Annotated in this window: 16 protein-coding genes; 12 read left to right on the top strand and 4 right to left on the bottom strand. The window is 70.3% G+C overall.

Features of this window, described 5'->3' with window-relative positions; all coding sequences use genetic code 11:
- Positions 1–163: 163 nt before the first annotated feature.
- A complete protein-coding gene (gene metK / locus AC0662_RS02900; protein ID WP_452203782.1) occupies positions 164–1,357 on the top strand; it encodes a methionine adenosyltransferase in 1,194 nt (397 codons plus the stop codon).
- 62 nt (positions 1,358–1,419) lie between these two features.
- Positions 1,420–3,447, top strand: coding sequence for a primosomal protein N' (locus AC0662_RS02905; RefSeq protein ID WP_478298095.1), 2,028 nt, complete (start codon positions 1,420–1,422; stop codon positions 3,445–3,447).
- On the opposite strand, the gene AC0662_RS02910 is transcribed toward AC0662_RS02905, so the two are convergent.
- On the bottom strand, positions 3,444–4,409 hold the full coding sequence (locus AC0662_RS02910) for an ArsR/SmtB family transcription factor (protein WP_452203784.1): 966 nt from the start codon (positions 4,407–4,409) through the stop codon (positions 3,444–3,446). The two genes, AC0662_RS02905 and AC0662_RS02910, sit on opposite strands and share 4 nt — an antisense overlap.
- Positions 4,410–4,473: 64 nt before the next feature.
- On the opposite strand from AC0662_RS02910, the gene AC0662_RS02915 reads away from it, so the two are divergent.
- From AC0662_RS02915 to AC0662_RS02925, 3 genes are read left to right on the top strand one after another with little or no spacing between them, the layout of a single operon-like run.
- The gene (locus AC0662_RS02915) at positions 4,474–5,682 is read left to right on the top strand and encodes an MDR family MFS transporter (RefSeq protein WP_452203785.1); all 1,209 of its coding nucleotides are present in this window, start codon (positions 4,474–4,476) and stop codon (positions 5,680–5,682) included.
- Positions 5,683–5,723: 41 nt separating this feature from the next.
- A complete protein-coding gene (locus AC0662_RS02920; RefSeq protein WP_478298098.1) occupies positions 5,724–6,332 on the top strand; it encodes an HAD family hydrolase in 609 nt (202 codons plus the stop codon).
- A 4-nt stretch (positions 6,333–6,336) separates the two neighbouring features.
- The gene (locus AC0662_RS02925; RefSeq protein WP_452203787.1) at positions 6,337–6,879 is read left to right on the top strand and encodes a DUF1707 SHOCT-like domain-containing protein; all 543 of its coding nucleotides are present in this window, start codon (positions 6,337–6,339) and stop codon (positions 6,877–6,879) included.
- Here the strand turns inward: AC0662_RS02925 and AC0662_RS02930 are convergent.
- Positions 6,876–8,000 (bottom strand): hypothetical protein, encoded by a 1,125-nt coding sequence (locus tag AC0662_RS02930; RefSeq protein WP_478300179.1) that lies wholly within the window; start codon positions 7,998–8,000, stop codon positions 6,876–6,878. The two genes, AC0662_RS02925 and AC0662_RS02930, sit on opposite strands and share 4 nt — an antisense overlap.
- Positions 8,000–9,061: a C39 family peptidase gene (locus tag AC0662_RS02935; protein WP_452203788.1), complete on the bottom strand. Its 1,062-nt coding sequence runs from the start codon at positions 9,059–9,061 to the stop codon at positions 8,000–8,002. The genes AC0662_RS02930 and AC0662_RS02935 overlap by 1 nt, the downstream gene beginning before the upstream one ends.
- Positions 9,062–9,505: 444 nt before the next feature.
- Between AC0662_RS02935 and def the strand changes: the two genes are divergently transcribed.
- The 4 genes from def to AC0662_RS02955 are packed head-to-tail and all read left to right on the top strand — an operon-like array spanning position 9,506 to position 13,397.
- Complete coding sequence (gene def / locus AC0662_RS02940; RefSeq protein WP_452203789.1) at positions 9,506–10,063, top strand: peptide deformylase; 558 nt, start codon at positions 9,506–9,508, stop codon at positions 10,061–10,063.
- Positions 10,060–10,983 carry a methionyl-tRNA formyltransferase gene (fmt, locus tag AC0662_RS02945; RefSeq protein ID WP_452203790.1) on the top strand — a complete coding sequence of 308 codons (924 nt, stop codon included), beginning with the start codon at positions 10,060–10,062 and terminating at the stop codon, positions 10,981–10,983. The genes def and fmt overlap by 4 nt, the downstream gene beginning before the upstream one ends.
- Complete coding sequence (locus AC0662_RS02950) at positions 10,980–12,356, top strand: RsmB/NOP family class I SAM-dependent RNA methyltransferase (protein ID WP_452203791.1); 1,377 nt, start codon at positions 10,980–10,982, stop codon at positions 12,354–12,356. Before fmt ends, AC0662_RS02950 begins: the two co-directional genes overlap by 4 nt.
- A 48-nt stretch (positions 12,357–12,404) precedes the next feature.
- A complete protein-coding gene (locus AC0662_RS02955) occupies positions 12,405–13,397 on the top strand; it encodes a DMT family transporter (protein ID WP_452203792.1) in 993 nt (330 codons plus the stop codon).
- 107 nt (positions 13,398–13,504) lie between these two features.
- On the opposite strand, the gene AC0662_RS02960 is transcribed toward AC0662_RS02955, so the two are convergent.
- On the bottom strand, positions 13,505–14,458 hold the full coding sequence (locus AC0662_RS02960) for a DMT family transporter (protein WP_452203793.1): 954 nt from the start codon (positions 14,456–14,458) through the stop codon (positions 13,505–13,507).
- 97 nt (positions 14,459–14,555) lie between these two features.
- Here AC0662_RS02960 and AC0662_RS02965 point away from each other — a divergent pair, with 97 nt between their 5' ends.
- The 3 genes from AC0662_RS02965 to AC0662_RS02975 are packed head-to-tail and all read left to right on the top strand — an operon-like array spanning position 14,556 to position 18,578.
- The gene (locus tag AC0662_RS02965) at positions 14,556–15,761 is read left to right on the top strand and encodes a cysteine desulfurase-like protein (RefSeq protein WP_478298102.1); all 1,206 of its coding nucleotides are present in this window, start codon (positions 14,556–14,558) and stop codon (positions 15,759–15,761) included.
- A 32-nt stretch (positions 15,762–15,793) separates the two neighbouring features.
- Positions 15,794–17,374, top strand: coding sequence for an alpha-amylase family protein (locus tag AC0662_RS02970; protein ID WP_478298104.1), 1,581 nt, complete (start codon positions 15,794–15,796; stop codon positions 17,372–17,374).
- Positions 17,367–18,578 (top strand): ROK family transcriptional regulator, encoded by a 1,212-nt coding sequence (locus tag AC0662_RS02975; RefSeq protein ID WP_452203797.1) that lies wholly within the window; start codon positions 17,367–17,369, stop codon positions 18,576–18,578. Before AC0662_RS02970 ends, AC0662_RS02975 begins: the two co-directional genes overlap by 8 nt.
- Positions 18,579–18,585 lie beyond the last annotated feature (7 nt).

Here is an 18,585-nt window from a genome sequence, read left to right on the forward strand (position 1 = left end):
ATGAAGGTCTCGTATTCCGGATGATTTCGGAGCGTCGCCGGGCCTTCGGGTGAGACTGCTGGCATACTTCCCAAGATGCATCGCCAACCGCCGGTGCATGGGGGGATCGCGCGGCCGTGCCAACGCGTAGCCGGGCGGCACAAGAGGAATTCGAGGGAGAACTGTGGCGAGGCGCCTTTTCACGTCCGAGTCCGTGACCGAAGGTCACCCGGACAAGATCGCTGACCAGATCAGCGACTCCATCCTCGACGCGTTGCTGGCCGAGGACCCGAAGAGCCGGGTCGCGGTCGAGACCCTGATCACCACGGGTCTGGTCGTCGTCGCGGGTGAGGTCACCACGACGGCCTACGTCGATATCCCCGGGATCGTGCGGTCGCGCATCCTCGAGATCGGCTACGACTCGTCGCTGAAGGGCTTCGACGGTGCGTCCTGTGGGGTGCAGGTCGCCATCGGGAGCCAGTCGCCGGACATCGCACAGGGTGTCGACACGGCGTACGAGACGCGGTCGGCCGCGTCCCAGGACGCTCTGGACCTGCAGGGGGCGGGTGACCAGGGCCTGATGTTCGGCTACGCGTCGAACGAGACGCCGGAGCTGATGCCGCTGCCGATCACGATCGCGCACCGGCTGTCCGAGCGGCTCGCCGAGGTGCGCAAGAACGGCACCCTGGCGTACCTGCGCCCGGACGGCAAGACCCAGGTCACGGTCGAGTACGACGGTGACAAGGCGGTCCGGATCGACACCGTGGTGGTGTCCAGCCAGCACGCGGCGGACATCAACCTGGACTCGATGCTGACGCCGGACATCAAGAAGCACGTCGTCGACCCGGTGCTCGAGCAGTTCGACATCGACTCGACCGACTACAAGCTGCTGGTGAACCCGACCGGCCGGTTCGAGATCGGCGGCCCGATGGGCGACGCCGGCCTGACCGGGCGGAAGATCATCATCGACACGTACGGCGGCATGGCGCGGCACGGTGGTGGCGCGTTCTCCGGCAAGGACCCGTCGAAGGTGGACCGCTCGGCGGCGTACGCGATGCGCTGGGTGGCGAAGAACATCGTCGCGGCCGGGCTCGCGGACCGGGTGGAGTGCCAGGTCGCGTACGCGATCGGCAAGGCCGCGCCGGTCGGTTTCTACGTCGACACGTTCGGTACCGAGAAGGTCGAGGTCGGCAAGATCGCCGACGCCGTCCGCGAGGTCTTCGACCTGCGCCCGGCCGCGATCATCCGCGACCTCGAGCTGCTCCGGCCGATCTACGCCCAGACCGCCAAGAACGGCCACTTCGGCCGCACCGGCGAGGACTTCACCTGGGAGCGCACCGACCGCGTCGAGGCCCTCAAGGCCGCCGTCAACAAGTAGTTGTCCACAGGCGGACGGCAGTGCGGCAGCGCACTGTCGTCGCGCCGGACTAGCATTCCCGGGTGACATCGGACTCGCCGGAGCAGCTGACGCTGTTGCGGGACACCGTGCGCAAATCGCGTACGAAGGAGCCCGCACCGATCACCGACTCGCAGCCGGTGGCGCGGATCGCGGTGGATGTCTCGCTCCCGCATCTGGACCGGCCGTTCGACTATCTCGTGCCGGAGGACATGGCCGCGGCCGCGCAGCCCGGTGCTCGGGTGAAGGTGCGCTTCGCCGGCAAGGACCTCGACGGCTTCGTGCTGGAGCGGCTCGACGAGTCCGACCACGACGGCAAACTGGTCCGGATCCGCAAGGTCGTCTCCCCGGAGCGAGTGCTGACACCGGAGGTCGCCGACCTCTGCCGCGCGGTCGCCGATCGGTACGCCGGTGTGCTCGCGGACGTCACCCGGTTGGCGGTGCCGCCGCGCCACGCGAAGGTGGAGGGCGAGCCGCTGCGCTGCGATCAGCCGCCGCGCCCGCCGGTATCGACCTCGCGGTCCGAGTGGTCGTCGTACCCTCCGGGCTTTCTCGACGCGATTGGTCGGGCCGAGTCGCCGCGGGCGGTGTGGACCGCCATACCCGGGGCTGATTGGGCGCTGGCCTTCGCGCAGGCGGCCGCGGTGTGCGCGGCGTCGGGTCGTGGGGCGTTGCTGCTGGCGCCGGACGCGCGCGATCTGGAGCGGTTGGCCGCGGCGTGTACGGCGGTGCTCGGGGAGTCCGGTTTCGTCACGCTCTCGGCGGACCTGGGACCGACGGCGCGGTACCGGTCGTTCCTCGCCGCGCTGCGGGGGTGCGCGCGGGTGGTGATCGGGACTCGGGCGGCGGCCTTCGCGCCGGTCGCCGATCTCGGGCTGGTCGCGCTCTGGGACGACGGCGACGAGTCGTACGCCGAGCCGCGCGCGCCGTACCCGCATGCTCGGGAAGTCCTGCTGCTGCGGGCGTTCCGGCAGAAGTGTGCGGCGTTGCTCGGCGGGTTCGCGCGGTCGGCGGAGGCGGCGGCGCTGATCGAGTCCGGGTTCGCGCACGAGCTGATCGCGGACCGGTCGGTGATCCGCGCGGCGGCGCCGGCGGTGCACATCGCGGGGGAGTCGGACATCGACTTGGCGCGCGATCCGAGTGCGCGGGCGGCACGGTTGCCGCACCGAGCCTTCGAGATCGCCCGGGACGGGCTGCGGTCGGGGCCGGTGCTGGTCCAGGTGCCGCGGGCCGGGTATCTGCCGAGTCTGGTGTGCCAGACCTGCCGGGCGCCATCGCGCTGCGACACATGCGGCGGGACCTTGCGCCGGACCGGGGGATCGGGGCCGCCGAGCTGCAGCGTGTGCGGGCGACCGGCGGCGGATCACCGCTGCCCCGAGTGTGGTGACACCCGGATGCGCGCCGCGGTCATCGGCGCACGGCGTACGGCGGAAGAGCTGGGGCGGGCGTTCCCGGGCGTCGTTGTGCGGACATCGGGCGGCGACAGCATGCTCGACGCCGTGTCGGACGCGCCCGCGCTGATCGTCAGCACACCCGGCGCGGAGCCCGTCGCCGAGGGCGGTTACAGCGCCGCGATGCTCCTCGACACGTGGCTGATGCTTGCACGCCCCGACCTCCGCGCCCCCGAGGAAGCGGTACGCCGATGGTTCAACGCGGCCGCATTGGTCCGGCCGGCCCGCGAAGGCGGCACCGTGATCCTCGTCGGCGACCCGTCCGCGCTTCCGCTCCAGGCGATCGTCAGGTGGAGCCCCGAGGGCTATGCGATGCGTGAGATCGAGGAACGCCGTACCGCTCGGCTGGCGCCCGCCGCGAAGCTCGCTGAGCTGACCGGGCCTGGCGAGTCGGTGGCGGACCTCATCGCTCGCCTTCGCGATCTCGTCCCGCCATCCGCCGGGCTCGAAGTGCTGGGTCCGGTGGACGTCGACGACGAGACCGTCCGCGCGGTCGTCCGTACTCCGCGCGCGCACGGCGCGACCCTCGTCCGCTCGCTCAAAGAAGCCCAGTCCGCACGGGCCACGAAGAAGAACCCCGGCTCCGTCCGAACCCAGGTAGACCCACCCAGCTTCGGCTAACCGGCGAGGAGTTGGTGGCCGAGCGAAGTCCGGTAGTACAGGACGGCACGGCCGTCGCGGCGGGAGTCGACGACGCCGGCGTTGCGGAGGATGCTCAGGTGGACGCTGAGCGTGGGCGCGGACACACCCAGCTGGTTCGCGAGATGGGTCGTGGACATCGGCAGGTCGAGATGACTGACGATGGCGGCTCGGGTCCGGCCGACGAGGTCTGCGAGCGGCGAGTCCGTGGTGTCCTGGCGGTCTTCCCACAACCGGCCGAGACCGCGTGGTGGGTAAGTGATCGTAGGTACGTGCGGCGCAGCCGTCACCGCGAGACCGGCCGGCCACGTGAAGACGCACGGCACCAGCAGCACGCCCTGCCCGGCCATCGGCTCGCCGTCGCAGCAGAACGGACGGTCGATCTCGATCCGGTCGCTGCTGTAGCGGATCGACGGGTGGAGGTTGCGGAACAGCCGCTCGATCCCACCGCTGGCGAGCTCGTCCATCCGGAACGCGAGATCCTCCTGCAGCAAGGACCGCATCCGCCGCCAGTCGGGTTCGATCGCGCGCCGCCAGTACGACTCGAGCGCCGACGTGATCCGCTCCAGGGCCTTGGCCGGGTGCGCGATCAGCTCGGGCAGCATCGGGTTGGGGGTGTCGGTGTGCAGCTTCCCGATCTCGTCGACCACCAGCTCGTGGGGTGTGGCGGCGATCGCGGCGAGGCCCGCTTCCAGGCTCGTCGACCGCCGCGGGGGCGCCGGGGTCAGGAAGTCGGGGATGTACCCGTACGACGGAATGAGCGCCCTGAGCAACGTCAGGTCGTCGCCCTCGATGGTCGGCCGGACCTTCTGCAGCCACGGCCCGTGGACGCTGCGCGCGGTGTTGTTGCTCAACGCCCGCACGCTGGTCACCGCCTCCCAGACCGGTGACAGCGCGAACCGGATCCGCCCGACGTCGCCGGCGCTCAGCCTGATCGTGATCACCGGACCAGATTAGTCCTGACCCTAATCGTCGACAACCTCCGGGCGACCCCGCAGAGTTGCTTCCATGAGCGCAGTCACCACCGTCACCAGCCCCAGACCGACCGCACTGCCGCGGGCCTTCTGGGCGCTGTGGGTGTGCCAGCTGGTCAACCGGCTCGGCAGTTTCGTGCAACCGTTCCTCGTCCTCTACCTGACCCACGACCGCCACCTCTCCGCCGGTACGGCGGGCGCGGTGGCGGCCGCCGTCGGCGCCGGGTCTGTCGCGGCGCAGCTCGTCGGCGGGTTCCTCACCGACCGCGTCGGTCGCCGCCTCACGATGCTGATCTGCTTCTTCGGTACCGGCGCCGCCCTGGTCCTGCTCGGTTCCGCGCGCGGCATGGCGATGATCTGGGCGGCCGCGTTCCTCGTCGGCCTGCTCGGTGACCTGTTCCGTCCCGCCGTACAGGCGACCGTGGCCGACCTGCTGCAGCCGACCGAGCGGGTCCGCGCGTACGGCCTGCTGTTCTGGGCGATCAACCTCGGCTTCTCGGTCTCGACCGTGAGCGCGGGCGTCCTCGCCTCGGTCGGCTACGGCCTGCTGTTCTGGCTGAACGCCGGTACGTCGGTGATCGCCGGCGTGGTGATCTGGGCGATGGTCCCGGAGAGCCGGCCGGTGCTCGACGACAGTACGCCGCGCCGCCCGCTGCTCGGGGTCGCGCTGCGGGACACGGTGTTCCTGCTGATGATCCTGCTCCAGATCGGCTACGCGACCGTCTACATGCAGGGGTACTCGACGCTCCCGCTCGCGATGTCGGACGACGGCCTGAGCTCGAAGACGTACGGTCTGGTGATCGCGCTCAACGGTGTCGTGATCGTGCTGCTGCAGCCGTTCCTCGGGCGCTGGATGGTGAAGCTCGACCGGCCGAAATTGCTCGCGACCTCGATGCTGGTGGTCGGACTCGGTTTCGGGCTCGGCGCGGTCGTGCACAGCTGGTGGGGATACGGGCTGTCGGTCGTGGTGTGGACGATCGGCGAGATCGGGTTCGCGGCGGTGATCGGTGCGGTGTTCGCCGATCTCGCGCCGGTCGACCTGCGCGGGCGCTACATGGGGCTGTCCGGAATGGCGTTCGGCGTCGGCACGGTGATCGGCCCGCTCGCGGGGACGAACGCACTCGAGCACTTCGGCCCGACGGTCACCTGGATCGGCTGCGCGGTCCTCGGCGTGGCGATCTTCATCGGCCAGTACTCGCTGGCTCCCGCCCTGCACGCCCGCGCCGCCGCGAACGTGGGGTGAGAGGCCGCAACGTTCTCGCCGGGTCTCGTAGGGTTGCGGTCATGACTGACGCAGTGGTGTTCGACATCGGTGGGGTGCTGCTGGACTGGAGCCCGACCTACCTGTACGCCGACCTGATTCCCGACGAGGAGCAGCGGACGCACTTCCTCACCAACGTGGCGACGCCGGCCTGGAACCACCGCCAGGACGAGGGCCGTCCGTGGGCCGAGGCGGTCGCGGAGCTGAGCGGTCTGCACCCGGAGCACGCGGAGTGGATCGAGGCGTACGACACCGGGTGGCTGAAGATGGTCGGCGGTGTCTTCGAGGAGACCGCCGCGGTGCTCACCGAGCTCCAGGCGCTCGGGCTGCCGACGTACGCGTTGACGAACTTCTCCGGCGAGAAGTGGGAGGTGGCCAAGGACGCGTTCCCGATCCTCACGCACTTCGACGGCGAGGTGGTGTCCGGGGTCGAGCAGACGACGAAGCCGGACGAGAAGATCTACCGCATCCTGATCGACCGCTTCGGCCTGGACCCGGCGCAGACCTTCTACACCGACGACATGGCGTACAACGTCGACGCTGCCCGGGCGGTCGGCCTCGACGCCGAGGTCTTCAGCGGTGGAAGGAATCTCCGCGCCCAGCTCCGTGACCGTGGTCTCGCACTACAGTGAGCCTGTGACATCGGTGCCGGAGGATCGCTCACCCGCGATCGGGGATGTGGACCGCAACGCGGCGGTCGAGCGCGTGCAGACCGCCTACACCGGCGGGTACCTGACGCACGAGGAGATGGACGAGCGTCTCCACCAGGTGCTGTCCGCGAAGACCGGGCAGGAGCTCGAGCTGGCGGTCGCGTCGCTGCCCGCTCCGGACCCGGGCCGCTCGGCCACCATCACGGCGGCGACCGGCCGGATCAAACGCGTCGGCGCCTGGCGGGTGCCGCGGAAGCTCCGGGTCGACTCCGCGTTCGGGCGGGTGAAGCTCGACCTGTCCCGGGCGGTCTTCGAGCAGCCGGAGCTCGACCTCGAGCTGAACCTCGGCACCGGCAGCGCGAAGATCCGGGTACCGCGCGACGCGGTCGTCGACCTCGACGGCCTGACGACCGCCATGAAGGACTCGCGCTACCAGCCACCGGCCGCGTCCACCGGCACCGGCCCACGGATCCGGATCACCGGAACGGTCGGCTTCGGCAAGGTCCGCATCCGCCACGCGCGCCGCTAGAGCGCTGCGGAGATGGTCTCGGTGTACGTCGGCGTGCTCGCGAGGTACGCCGCCTCGACGTACACCGTGTTGGCCTGACAGGTCATCGGGGTCAGGGCCACGCCGGACTTGGCGGCGTACATCCGTTGTGGAGCGGCGAGGCCGTGGCGCCAGCGATTGATCTGGTAGGTCTCGTCGCCGGCGGCGTTGACGGTACGGGTCTCCCAGAGGATCCAGTTGCCGCAGGCAATAATCGTGTCGGTGACGACGGTGCCAAGTGAGCGGGCGGGGGAGTCGCCGGAGTCCCGCAGGTACGCCTTGCTCTGGTACTGGTCCGGGTCCGCGGCTCCGACCTCTGACCACACGGTCGCGCCGGAGAGCGTCGCGCCGCTCCACTGGTTGCAGTTGGTTGCTGCTGGCACCGGACGGGGCGCGCCGCTGGCGAGCGGAGCGGTGAGGACCCGCTTGCAGCGGCGCGCGGTCTCCGGTGCGGTGATCTCGCTGAAGGTGATCGCATCGGCCGACACCACCGGATCGGCGACGTACCCGGGCGCGGCGACGCAGGTCACCGGGCGCGCCTTGAGCGTCGCGAGGTCGGAGACGATCAGGCAGGAACGGTTCTTCGCGTCGGTGGAGCTGTACGCGAAGGTTCCGTCGTACGCGCCGATCTCGGGTTCGGAGACCGGCGGGAGTCCTGCCGGGGTGGTCGCCTTGCCGGTGGTCAGGTCGTAGCGGACGATCTTGATCTGCGGGTCCGGGCCGTCGGAGCGGATGTCCTGGATCAGGGCCCAGTGGTCGTCGATGACGACGGGGGACTGGGCCACGAAACCCGCTGCGGGGACGTGCCGGACCACGACCTTCTTGCCGGTGCGGGCGGTGATCGTCGTCGTCCCCGCCTCGTCGCTGCCGCGCGTCACGACGTACCGGCTCTGCTGGGTAACGAGGTGCTGGCCGTCGACGGGCTGCTTGAGGACGGCGGACCAGGTAGGCAACGCCGTACCGGTGTCACTCGGCCGCGTCGGTGTCGCCGACACCGACGGGGTCGGTGTCGGCGTCTTGGCCGGGCCAGCCTCCTTCGAGGACGAGCAACCGGCCACGGCCAGGACGAGAAGAGTGCCTACAGCAACGGTACGACGACGCATCACAGGCCGATGTTCTGGAACGAGTTGGCCAGCGTGGCGTTGAACAGGGCGCTCGCCGGGATGTTCTTCGGACCGTCCGTGACGTTGCCGCGGCTGTTGAAGCGGCGCTCGTTGAAGACCTCGAAGATCGCGATCGTGCCGTTCGCCTTGTTGTAGCCGCGGCCGACCTGGTAGTGGCCGCTGTGGTTGAAGGCGAGGTACGGGAAGTACCGCTTGAGCAGCTGGACGTGCTCGATCACCGGGGCCTTGTAGACGCCGAGGTGCTTCTGGTGCACCTGGAAGAAGGTCTGCGAGTTCCAGCCCTTGACGTTCTGCACGACGTACGGGCCGGCGGCCTTCGGCCAGGCGGTCTTCGCGTTCGTCTGCTTCACCATCGCCGAGATCGCGGTCCCGCCGGTGGTCGAGCCGAGGTCCTTCGCCCAGGACGCCTGGGTGTCCTTCTGCTTGTCGTCGGCCCAGTCGATCGACTGGAACGTCGCCGGACCACACCAGTACCCCTTCTCCTGCGAGGTCTGGTAGCCCTTCATGATGTACGCCGACGCCGGCGCGACCACCGGCGCCGCGGGAGTCTGTGGCGCCGAGGGGACCGGAGTCGAGGGACCCACGGTCGGCGCGGTGCGCGTAGGAACCGGCGTCGTGCTCGGGGCCGGCGTCGCCTCCGGGTTCGGCGGCGGTGTGTTCGCCTGCGCGATCTCGCGGAATTCGCGGGCCTTCTCGCGGCCGCTCCAGGCGGCCTGCATCTCGTCCAGCTCGGCCGTGACGCGCTGGCTCTTCGGCAGCGCCGCGCGCTGCTCGACGAACGTTGCCGGCGTCAGATCACCCGTCGAGATGTCCTGCTCGGTCCCGACCTCGTCCGACGCACGCAGGCTCGGCTCGGTCGTCGGCTCACTCATCAGGGCGTGCCGCTGGGCGCCGGTCGGTACCTGCTCGACGAACCCGAGCCCCAGGCAGTAGTTCTCGGTGTCCAGCTTGAAGCACCGCAGCATCGACGCGGCCTGCGCCGACTGGTCCGCGGACCGCAGCTGGACATCACCCGGCGACGTCTCCGTGACCTGTTTCACGACCTCACTCCACGACCGCGCCACCGGTTCCTCCGACGCGCTGGTCGTCGCAGTGGGCGTAGGTGTCGGAGTGACCAGACTCGGCAGCACGGTGGGCGACGACGTGGGGGTGGGCGTCGTGGACGGTTCCGTGACTGGTTCCGTGGCCGTTTCCGTGGGGGTAGCCCGCGTCGGGTTCGCGCGGAACTCCGGCTGGCGCGGTTGGTAGGCCTGGGCGGTGAGGGGCGCCTGCGCAAGCAGTGCGCCCAGGAGGATCAGAGTTGCCCCCCGTGCTGCAGTGAGCATTGGGTCTCCCGTGCGGCGTGTGACGGCAGTGACTGAGGGTACGCCTGGGACCACAGTACGTGCTTGAGGCAACGATGGGGAGGGGGCCTGGGGCCTGAATCCCTCGACGCCGCGCACTAGACTTGCTCGGTCCCGGTCCGTGGAACGTGTGGAGAGTCTGTGTCGGTCCAACCCATCCGCCTGTTCGGCGACCCCGTGCTGATCACCAAGGCAGAGCCGGTCGTCGACTTCGACGCCGAGCTGCGCCGCCTGGTCGCGGATCTCACCGACACCATGCAGGACGCACCCGGTTCCGGTCTGGCCGCGCCGCAGATCGGGGTCGGCCTGCGGGTGTTCACGTACCACGTCGAGGGCGAGCTCGGGCACCTGATCAACCCGGAGTTGACACTGTCCACGGAGGACCAGTTCGGCCCCGAGGGCTGCCTGTCGATCCCCGGTCTGACCTTCGACTGCCGCCGCGCCCTGTCGGTGATCGCCAAGGGCTTCAACATGTACGGCGACCCGGTGGTGATCGAGGGCTCGGACCTGCTCGCCCGCTGTATCCAGCACGAGACCGACCACCTGGACGGCGTCCTGTTCGTCGACCGGCTCGATCGCGACACCCGCAAGCAGGCGATGAAGGCGATCCGGGAGGCCGAGTGGTCCGGCCTGGCGGGGCTGTCCGGTCCGCCGCAGGTCAAGGTCTCGCCCCACCCCATGAACGGATTCGGTCTGTGAGAGTCGTCTTCGCCGGTACGCCGGAACCTGCCCTCACCGCGCTCCAGGCGATCGTTGCCAGCCGCCACGAACTGGTCGGAGTGGTGACCCGTCCGGACGCGCCCGCGGGCCGCGGCCGCAAGCTCGTCGCTTCGCCGGTGGCGCAGTACGCCGAGGAGCTCGGCGGGATCGAGATCCTGAAGCCGGTCAAGCCGAGCGATCCCGAGTTCCTGGCCCGGATGCGGGAGATCGCGCCGGACTGCTGCCCGGTCGTCGCGTACGGCGGTCTGCTCCCGCAGGCGGCGCTCGACATCCCGCGGCACGGGTGGGTCAACCTGCACTTCTCGGTGCTGCCCGCGTGGCGTGGGGCCGCGCCGGTGCAGCACTCGATCATCGCGGGTGACGACGTGACCGGCGCGAGCACGTTCCGGATCGTGAAGGCGCTCGACGCCGGCCCGGTGTTCGGCGTACTGACTGAGCCGATCGGACCCGAGGACACCTCGGGTGACCTGCTGCACCGGTTGGCGGTATCGGGTGCGAAGCTCCTGGTCGACACGCTCGATGGGATCGAGGCCGGCATCCTGGAAGCGCGGGAGCAGCCGGGTGACGGGGTGTCACTGGCCCCGAAGATCACGGTCGAGGACGCGGAGCTGGATCTGAGCGCGCCGGCGCAGCGAGTGGACCGGCTGGTGCGTGGGTGCAACCCGGCGCCGGGCGCGTGGACGACGTTCCGTGGCGAGCGGTTGAAGGTGCTCGCGGTCCGGTTGACGGACGAGGAGTTGAAGCCCGGCGAGCTGCGGGCGACGAAGTCGAGCGTGACGGCCGGCACCGGCAGCAAGGCGGTCGAACTCGTCACGGTCCAGCCGCAGGGCAAGAAGCCGATGGCCGCCGCCGACTGGGCCCGCGGTATCCGCCTGACTGACGAGGACCGGTTGGGGTGAGCGACCGATCGCCTCGTAACCGGGGTCCGCAGCGTCGTCCGGATCGGGTGCGCGGGGTCGCGTACCGCGTCATCCGGCAGGTGACGTCCGCGGGCGCCTACGCGAACCTCGAGCTGAACAAGGCGCTCCGCGAAGCGCGGCTTTCGGGCCGCGACGCCGCGTTCTGCACCGAGTTAGTGCACGGCACGCTCCGCTGGCAGGGCACGTACGACGCGTTCCTCGCACGCAGCGTGTCGCGTGCATTGGAGGATCTCGACCCCGAGCTGCTCGACCTACTGCGGCTCGGATCCCACCAGCTGCTGAACATGCGCGTCGACTCGTACGCCGCGGTGGACGAGATGGTCACGCTCACCCGCTCCGAGCTCGGCCAGAAGCGCACCGGCCTGGTGAACGCGGTCCTGCGGAAGATCAGCCAACGCTCGCTCGACCAGTGGATCGCTACCGTGGCCCCGACCATGGCCGAGGATCGCCTCGGTCATCTCGCGATCGCCGACGCCCACCCTCGTTGGGTGATCGAAGCGTTCGACCGGGTGCTCGACGACGGCCTGGAGGATCTGCTCGCGGCCGACAACGAGCCGCCGCGAGTGACGCTGGTGGCGAGGCCCGGTCTGGCCGAGGTGGACGAGTTGGTGGCCGCCGGCGCGACGCCGGCGCGATGGTCGCCGTACGGCGCGGTTCTCGACGGTGGCGGTGATCCGGGCCGGATCGAAGCGGTCGCGACCGGGCGGGCCGGCGTACAGGACGAAGGTTCGCAGCTCGTCGCGCTGGCCCTGGCAGCGGCCAAGGTCGACGGGGACGACGCCAACTGGCTCGACCTCTGTGCGGGGCCGGGTGGGAAGTCGGCGTTGCTTGCTGGGTTGGTGGAGCAACGCGACGGTCGGCTGACCGCGGTCGAGCCGCTGAAGCACCGCGCGGACCTCGTCCGGCAGAACCTGCGAGCGATCCCGGGCGAGCACAAGGTCCTGGTCGGCGACGGCACGAAGCCGACGTGGCCGGCCGGTTCGTTCGATCGCGTGCTGGCCGACGTACCGTGCAGCGGTCTCGGTGCGCTGCGTCGACGCCCGGAGGCCCGGTGGCGCCGTACGCCGGCCGATGTCGAAGAGCTCCGCCCGCTTCAGGAGTCGCTGCTCGACTCGGCGATCGAGTCGGTTCGCCCAGGCGGGGTCGCCGCGTACGTGACCTGTTCGCCGCACCCCGACGAGACGCGCGCCGTCGTCGACGCGGTGCTGCGTCGCCGGACGGACGCTGCTCTCGAGGATGCGCGGCCGCTGTTCCCCGGCGTACCGGATCTGGGGGAGGGGCCGGACGTGCAGCTGTGGCCGCATCTGCACGGGACCGACGCGATGTACCTGGCGCTGATCCGGCGGTCATAATCCGGACCTGCTGACAGGCGCTACTGCCGGAACGGTCATGATTGTGACGTGACAACAACCGCCACGCGTCCCGCACCGTCCACCCGGAACCATCAGGTCGTGGGCCTGGCGGCAGCCTTCGGGATCGGCATGCTCGTCGCGATCCAGTCCCGCCTCAATGGCGAACTCGGCGGTCTGCTCGGCGACGGGATCCCGGCGGCACTGATCTCGTTCGGCTCCGGCCTGCTGATCCTGCTGATCGCGACCGCGGTGGTACCGCCGGTCCGGCGCGGGCTCGGCCGGGTCTGGCAGACCATCCGGACGCCGATGCGTGGGTACGGCGGTCTGCGCTGGTGGCAGTGTCTCGGGGGAGTCGCGGGCGCGTTCCTCGTCGCGACGCAGTCGATCACCGTGTCCGTGATCGGCGTCGCGGTGTTCCTGGTGGCGGGTGTGGCCGGGCAGGCGATCAGCAGCCTGGTCGTGGATCGTCTCGGGTTCGGTCCGGCCGGTCCGCAGCCGCTCACCGCGGTGCGGATCGTCGGTGCGTTGATCGCGCTCCTCGCGGTCGGCCTCGCGGTCTCGGAGCAGTTGAGCCACCCCGACGGTCTGTTGCTGGCGGTCCTGCCCGCGCTCGCCGGCGTCGGCACCGCCGTACAGCAGGCCATCAACGGGCGGGTCGCGCGGACCGCGTCGACCGATGCGTACGGCGCGGTCGCGGCCGGCGTGGTGAACTTCCTGGTGGGCTTCGCCGCGCTGCTGATCGTCTTCCTCGTCGACCTGGCGCTCCGCGGTGCGCCGCGGCACCTGCCGAACGAGCCGTGGCTCTACCTCGGTGGCGCCTGCGGTGTGATCTTCATCAGCGCCGCGGCCGCCGTCGTCCGCGTGGTCGGCGTCTTCGTCCTCGGCCTCGGCACGATCGCGGGCCAACTGATCGCCAGCCTCGTGATCGACATCTTCCTGCCGGTCGCCGACAAGCCGATCACCACCACAGTCGTCGCCGGCACGCTCCTCGCCCTGGTCGCCGTGATCGTTGCCGCGATTCCCAACCTGCGCCGCCGCTGAGGCGGATCTCCACCACTCACCAACCGCGCCGCACGCGGGCAGCTCAGGCTCAGCCTGCGCGTCGGCCCGCCCGTCGGTCCGAGTTGGTGAGTGGTGCAGGTCCGGGTTCAGGTGGTGGCCGGCGCCTCGGCCGCGACGACCGGCTTGCGGCGGCGCGACTTCAGGACGCCTTGGGAGACGGCGACGCCCATCAGGACCACCAGGCCGCCGACCGGCTGGTACCAGGCGATGTGCTCGTGCAGGACGATCACGCCGACCAGGATCGAGAAAATCGGCATCAGGTAGGTGACCATCGACGAGCGGCTGGCGCCGATCAGGCGGATGTTCCGCATGCTCAGGACGAAGGCGAGGCCGCTCCCGAGCGCACCGAGGGCGACGACGCTCAGCACCACCTCGGGCGACAGGGACCACGGCGCGGGCGGAGCCTGTCCGGTGACGAGCGGCGCGACGATCGCGAGCTGCACAGTTGCGCACAGCAACAAACTCGCCGACAGTGCCGTGCCCGACAACGTCGTACCGGCCAGGAATCGTTTCTGGTAAGGGATTGCCAGTCCGTAGAACCCGGCGGCCAGCATGCACAGTCCCTGCCCGACCAGGTCCGCGCCGCCGTCCACCCGCCAGGCGCCGAGGACGACGAGCATCCCGGCGAAGCCGATCAGCAGACCGAGCCCGCGCTGCAGCGAGAACGTCTCCGTCCGGAAGATCAGCACCGCGATCGGCAACACGATCAGCGGGGTGATGCCGTTCCAGATGCCGGCCAGTAGCGAGGGGATCCGCTGCTCGCCGTACCCGAAGAGCGTCCACGGGATCGCGGAGCCGATCGCGCCGACGACGAACGAATGCGCCCACAGCCGCGGATCCCGGGGCAGCGGCTCGCGCTTCACCGCCAGGATCGTGAGGAGGACGACGGATCCCGCGATCACCCGGCCGAGCGCCAGGTAGAGCGGCGGCAGTTCGCGGACGCCGACCGAGATGAACAGGAAGCTGCAGCCCCAGATCGCGGCCAGCGCCAGCATGATCGGAAGCCAGGCCCGCACCGGGGCCTTGTCAGGAGTCGTCACCGTGCTCACTCCTGACATCCTGCACTACAGTTCGGACAGTTCGCGCATTTTTATCCGCAATCGGGCAGATCCCGGGCGGAGGGAAAGGATGACGTTCATGGGTGCCTTCGACGTGGTGGCGGTCCGCAAGCAGTTCCCGGCGCTCGAGGAGGGCGCGGCGCACTTCGACGGTCCGGGCGGCTCGCAGACCCCGCAGGCCGTCGCCGATGCGGTCGCGCGCACCATGACCTCCGCGCTCGCCAACCGGGGTCAGCTGACCCCCGCCGAGCGACGCGCCGACGAGATCGTGCTGAACGCCCGCGAGGCGATGGCTGACCTGCTCGGCACCACCGCACAGGGCATCGTGTTCGGCCGCAGCATGACGCAACTCACCTACGACTTCTCCCGCACCCTCGCCAAGACCTGGTCCCCGGGCGACGAGGTGATCGTCACCCGCCTCGATCACGACGCGAATGTCCGTCCCTGGGTGCAGGCCGCCGAGGCTGTCGGGGCCACCATCAAGTGGCTCGGATTCGACCCGGAGACCTCCGAGCTCGACGACATCGCCCCGCTGCTGTCCGACCGCACCCGGCTGGTCGCGGTCACCGCCGCCTCGAACCTCCTCGGCACCCGTCCCGACACCGAGCGGATCGCCGCGCAGGTCCACGAGGTCGGCGCCCTGATCTACGTCGACGGTGTGCACCTGACCGCTCACGCCCCGATCGACGCGCGGTACGCCGACTTCTACGCGTGCTCGCCGTACAAGTTCTTCGGCCCGCATCTCGGGGCCCTGACCGCTGCGCCCGAGTTGCTCGAGACGCTGAAGCCCGACAAGCTGCTCCCGTCGACGGACGCCGTACCGGAGCGCTTCGAGCTCGGCACGCTGCCGTACGAGCTCCTCGCGGGCACCACCGCCGCGGTCGACTTCATCGCCGGCCTGGCGGGTACCGGCAGCACCCGCCGCGAGCGTCTCGTCAGCTCGCTGCGTGCCGTCGAACAGCACGAGGACGCCCTCCGCGACGACCTGGAGGCCCGCCTCCGGGCGATCCCAGGCATCACCCTCTACGGGCACGCAGCGCACCGCACGCCGACCCTGCTCTTCACGCTGGAGGGACACGCTCCGGCCGAGGTTGCCGAGCGGCTGGCAGCGGCCGGTGTGAACGCCCCGGCCGGATCGTTCTACGCCTACGAGCCGGCCCGGCACCTCGGGCTCGGCCCGGCCGGAGCGGTCCGCGCCGGTCTCGCGCCGTACACGGACCAGTCGGACGTCGACCGTCTCGTGGCCGCGGTCTCCACCTTGACCGTCCGATCAAGCACTAATTAAAGTCCCTGGGGAAATTAACCCGAGGGAGTCAGGTGAGAGAACCAAGCGCTGTTTTCGTCCAGGCCGAGACCTCGGACGGGTTGACCACAGCGACACGCTCCGGCACGACCTGGTCCGCGGCCGGCGTCGAGGTTGGCTGGAACGACGGCACCATCGACGTGACCGCGACGAGGATCTCCCGGGTCGCCCTCCGCTGGGCGGACCGGCTACCGTCCCGTGCCCTGATCCTCGGCGACGCGTGGGAGCGCTCGTACGGCGATCTGCAGTGGCGGCACCAGCAGCCCGAGCGATTCCTCCCGTGGTACTTCCTCGCCCACGACCCCGAGACCGGCGCCACCACCGGCGCCGGGGTGGACGTGCAGCCGAGCGCGTTCTGCTCCTGGACGGTCGACGGCGACGGCTTCACCCTGTGGCTCGACCTGCGCAACGGCGGCGGTCCGGCACACTTGGAGGGGCGAACCGTTTCCGCCGCGACCGTGCGACGATTCGAGGACGCGGGGACACCGTGGCAGACGCTGCACGCAGCGGTCGCCACCATGAGCACCCGGCTACCGGCGCGACCTGAGCCCGCGCCGGTGGCCGGGCCTTTCGTAGGCGCAAACAACTGGTACTACGCCTACGGGGCCAACTTCGACGAGAAGGCGGTCCTGCAGGACGCGTCCACGATCGTCGAGCTCGCCGACGGTCACCCGGTGAAGCCGTTCAGCGTCGTCGACGACGGCTGGTACCCGGGCGGCATCTGCTCCGGTGGCCCCTGGGACCGCGGCATCCCCGGCGTGTTCGACGACATGGCCGGTACGGCGGCCGCGGTGAAGGCGATCGGTGCGCGCCCGGGCCTCTGGTTCCGCCCGCTGCTGGTTCGCGAGCCCAGTCCGCTGACGTCGACGGCCCCGCACGACAAGCCCGGGCGCGCGCTCGACCCGACGTACCCCGAGGTGCTGGACGGGATCCGGGCGGATCTGCGGCGGTTCAAGGACTGGGGTTTCGAGCTGGTCAAGCACGACTTCAGCACGTACGACGTGTTCGGTGGCTTCGGCCCCGCGATGGGGTCCCGGCTGACCCGCGACGGCTGGCAGTTCCACGACCGGTCGCGGACCACGGCCGAGATCGTCGTCGAGTTCTACCGCGAGATCCGGGCCGCCGCGGAAGGCGTCGTACTGATCGGGTGCAACACCGTCGGTCATCTCGCGGCCGGCCTGGTCGACATCCAGCGGACCGGCGACGACACGTCCGGCCGGGACTGGGAGCGGACCCGGAAGATGGGCGTGAACACGCTCGCGTTCCGGCTCCCGCAGCACAACCGGTTCTTCGCCGTCGACGCGGACTGTGTCCCGTGCACGCCGCAGACGCCGTGGGAGCTCAACGAGCGCTTCCTGGACCTGGTGGCGCGGTCGGGTACGGCGCTGTTCCTGTCGATCGACCCGGCGGCCCGGACCGAGCGCACGGACCGGGCGTTGCGGGCCGGTATCCGGCTGGCGCTCGATGGTGGCGCCAACGATGGGCTCGAACCGACCGACTGGCTGGTGAACACCACGCCGACCGAGTGGCGGTCGGGTGCCGAGACGCTTCACTACGACTGGTCCGAGCCGTGGGGCGCCGACCCGAATGGTTAGACGGGGTACGAACTTCGATCGCGTCGGCGGCTTCAACGATGCCGTCGTCCTCGACGCGATCCGCCGCAGCGAGCAGCTCAGCCGCGTCGAGCTCGCCGAAGCGACCGGTCTGTCCGGTCAGGCGATCTCGAACATCGCGCGCCGGCTGCTCGACGCCGGCCTGGTCCGCGAGGCCGGCCGGCTGCGCGGTGCGGGCCTCGGCAAACCGCGGACGCTGCTCGAGCTCGAACCGACCGGCCAATACGCCGCCGGCGTCCACCTCGACCCCTCGGTCGTCACCGTCGTCCTGCTGGATCTCACCGGCGGGGTCGTCGCGCGACGGCCCGTCGACCAGGACGCCGACGACCCCGGCGTGCTGATCGACGGCATCGCGAAGACGATCGAGGACGTGATCGCGGAGTCCGGCGCACCCCGCGACCGCGTGACCGGAGTCGGGATCGCCGCGCCCGGTCCGATCGACGTCGAACGCGGCGTGGTCGTCGACCCGCCGAACCTGTCGACCTGGCATCTCGTTCCACTCCGGGACGAGCTGCGGGAGCGCACCGGGCTCCCGGTCGTCCTGGACAAGGACGTAACCGCCGCCGCGTCCGCCGAGCGCTGGGCCGGGCAGGGCGGCAGCTTCCTGTTCTTCTACCTCGGCACCGGCGTCGGCGCCGGCCTGGTGATCGAGGACGAGCTGATCCGCGGATCGTCGAGCAACGTCGGCGAGATCGGTCACGTGATCGTCGATCCCGACGGGCCGCTCTGCTACTGCGGGCGTCGCGGTTGTGTCGGTGAGTCCAGCCAGCCGCGGTACCTGGTGCAGCAGGCGGTCGATGCCGGCGTACTTGCCTCCGGCATCGACCTCGACGACCGGCTGGCGGTGGACGCGGCGTTCGCGCGACTCTGCGAGCTGGCCGTGGACGGACCCGCTGCCGTGATCGTCGCCGGGCTCGCGACCCGGATCGCCAAGGTCGTCGAGGACATCGCGAACCTGCTCGACCTCGAGCGCGTGGTCTTCGGCGGTCCGCACTGGGAGCAGCTCGCACCGGTCTTCGGCGACGCGGTCCGGGACGCGCTGACGGACCGGTTCCTGGTCCGCGCGGTGCACCCGTTCGAGGTCGCCGGTACGGTACTCGGCGCCGAGGTCGGCGCGATCGGCGCCGCCAGTCTGGTCCTGGACCAGACCTTCTCGCCCAACCCCTCACTTGTCGGTGAAAGGTAGATGTGTT

Source organism: Kribbella sp. NPDC043289 (genome assembly GCF_056436705.1).

Bases quoted from the DNA above. Each gene is read 5' to 3' on its own strand.
- AC0662_RS02915 (WP_452203785.1), top strand. From the start codon at position 4,474: ATGAGCGCAGTCACCACCGTCACCAGCCCCAGACCGACCGCACTGCCG.
- AC0662_RS02975 (WP_452203797.1), top strand. From the start codon at position 17,367: ATGGTTAGACGGGGTACGAACTTCGATCGCGTCGGCGGCTTCAACGAT.
- AC0662_RS02965 (WP_478298102.1), top strand. From the start codon at position 14,556: ATGGGTGCCTTCGACGTGGTGGCGGTCCGCAAGCAGTTCCCGGCGCTC.
- AC0662_RS02930 (WP_478300179.1), bottom strand. From the start codon at position 8,000: ATGCGTCGTCGTACCGTTGCTGTAGGCACTCTTCTCGTCCTGGCCGTG.
- AC0662_RS02920 (WP_478298098.1), top strand. From the start codon at position 5,724: ATGACTGACGCAGTGGTGTTCGACATCGGTGGGGTGCTGCTGGACTGG.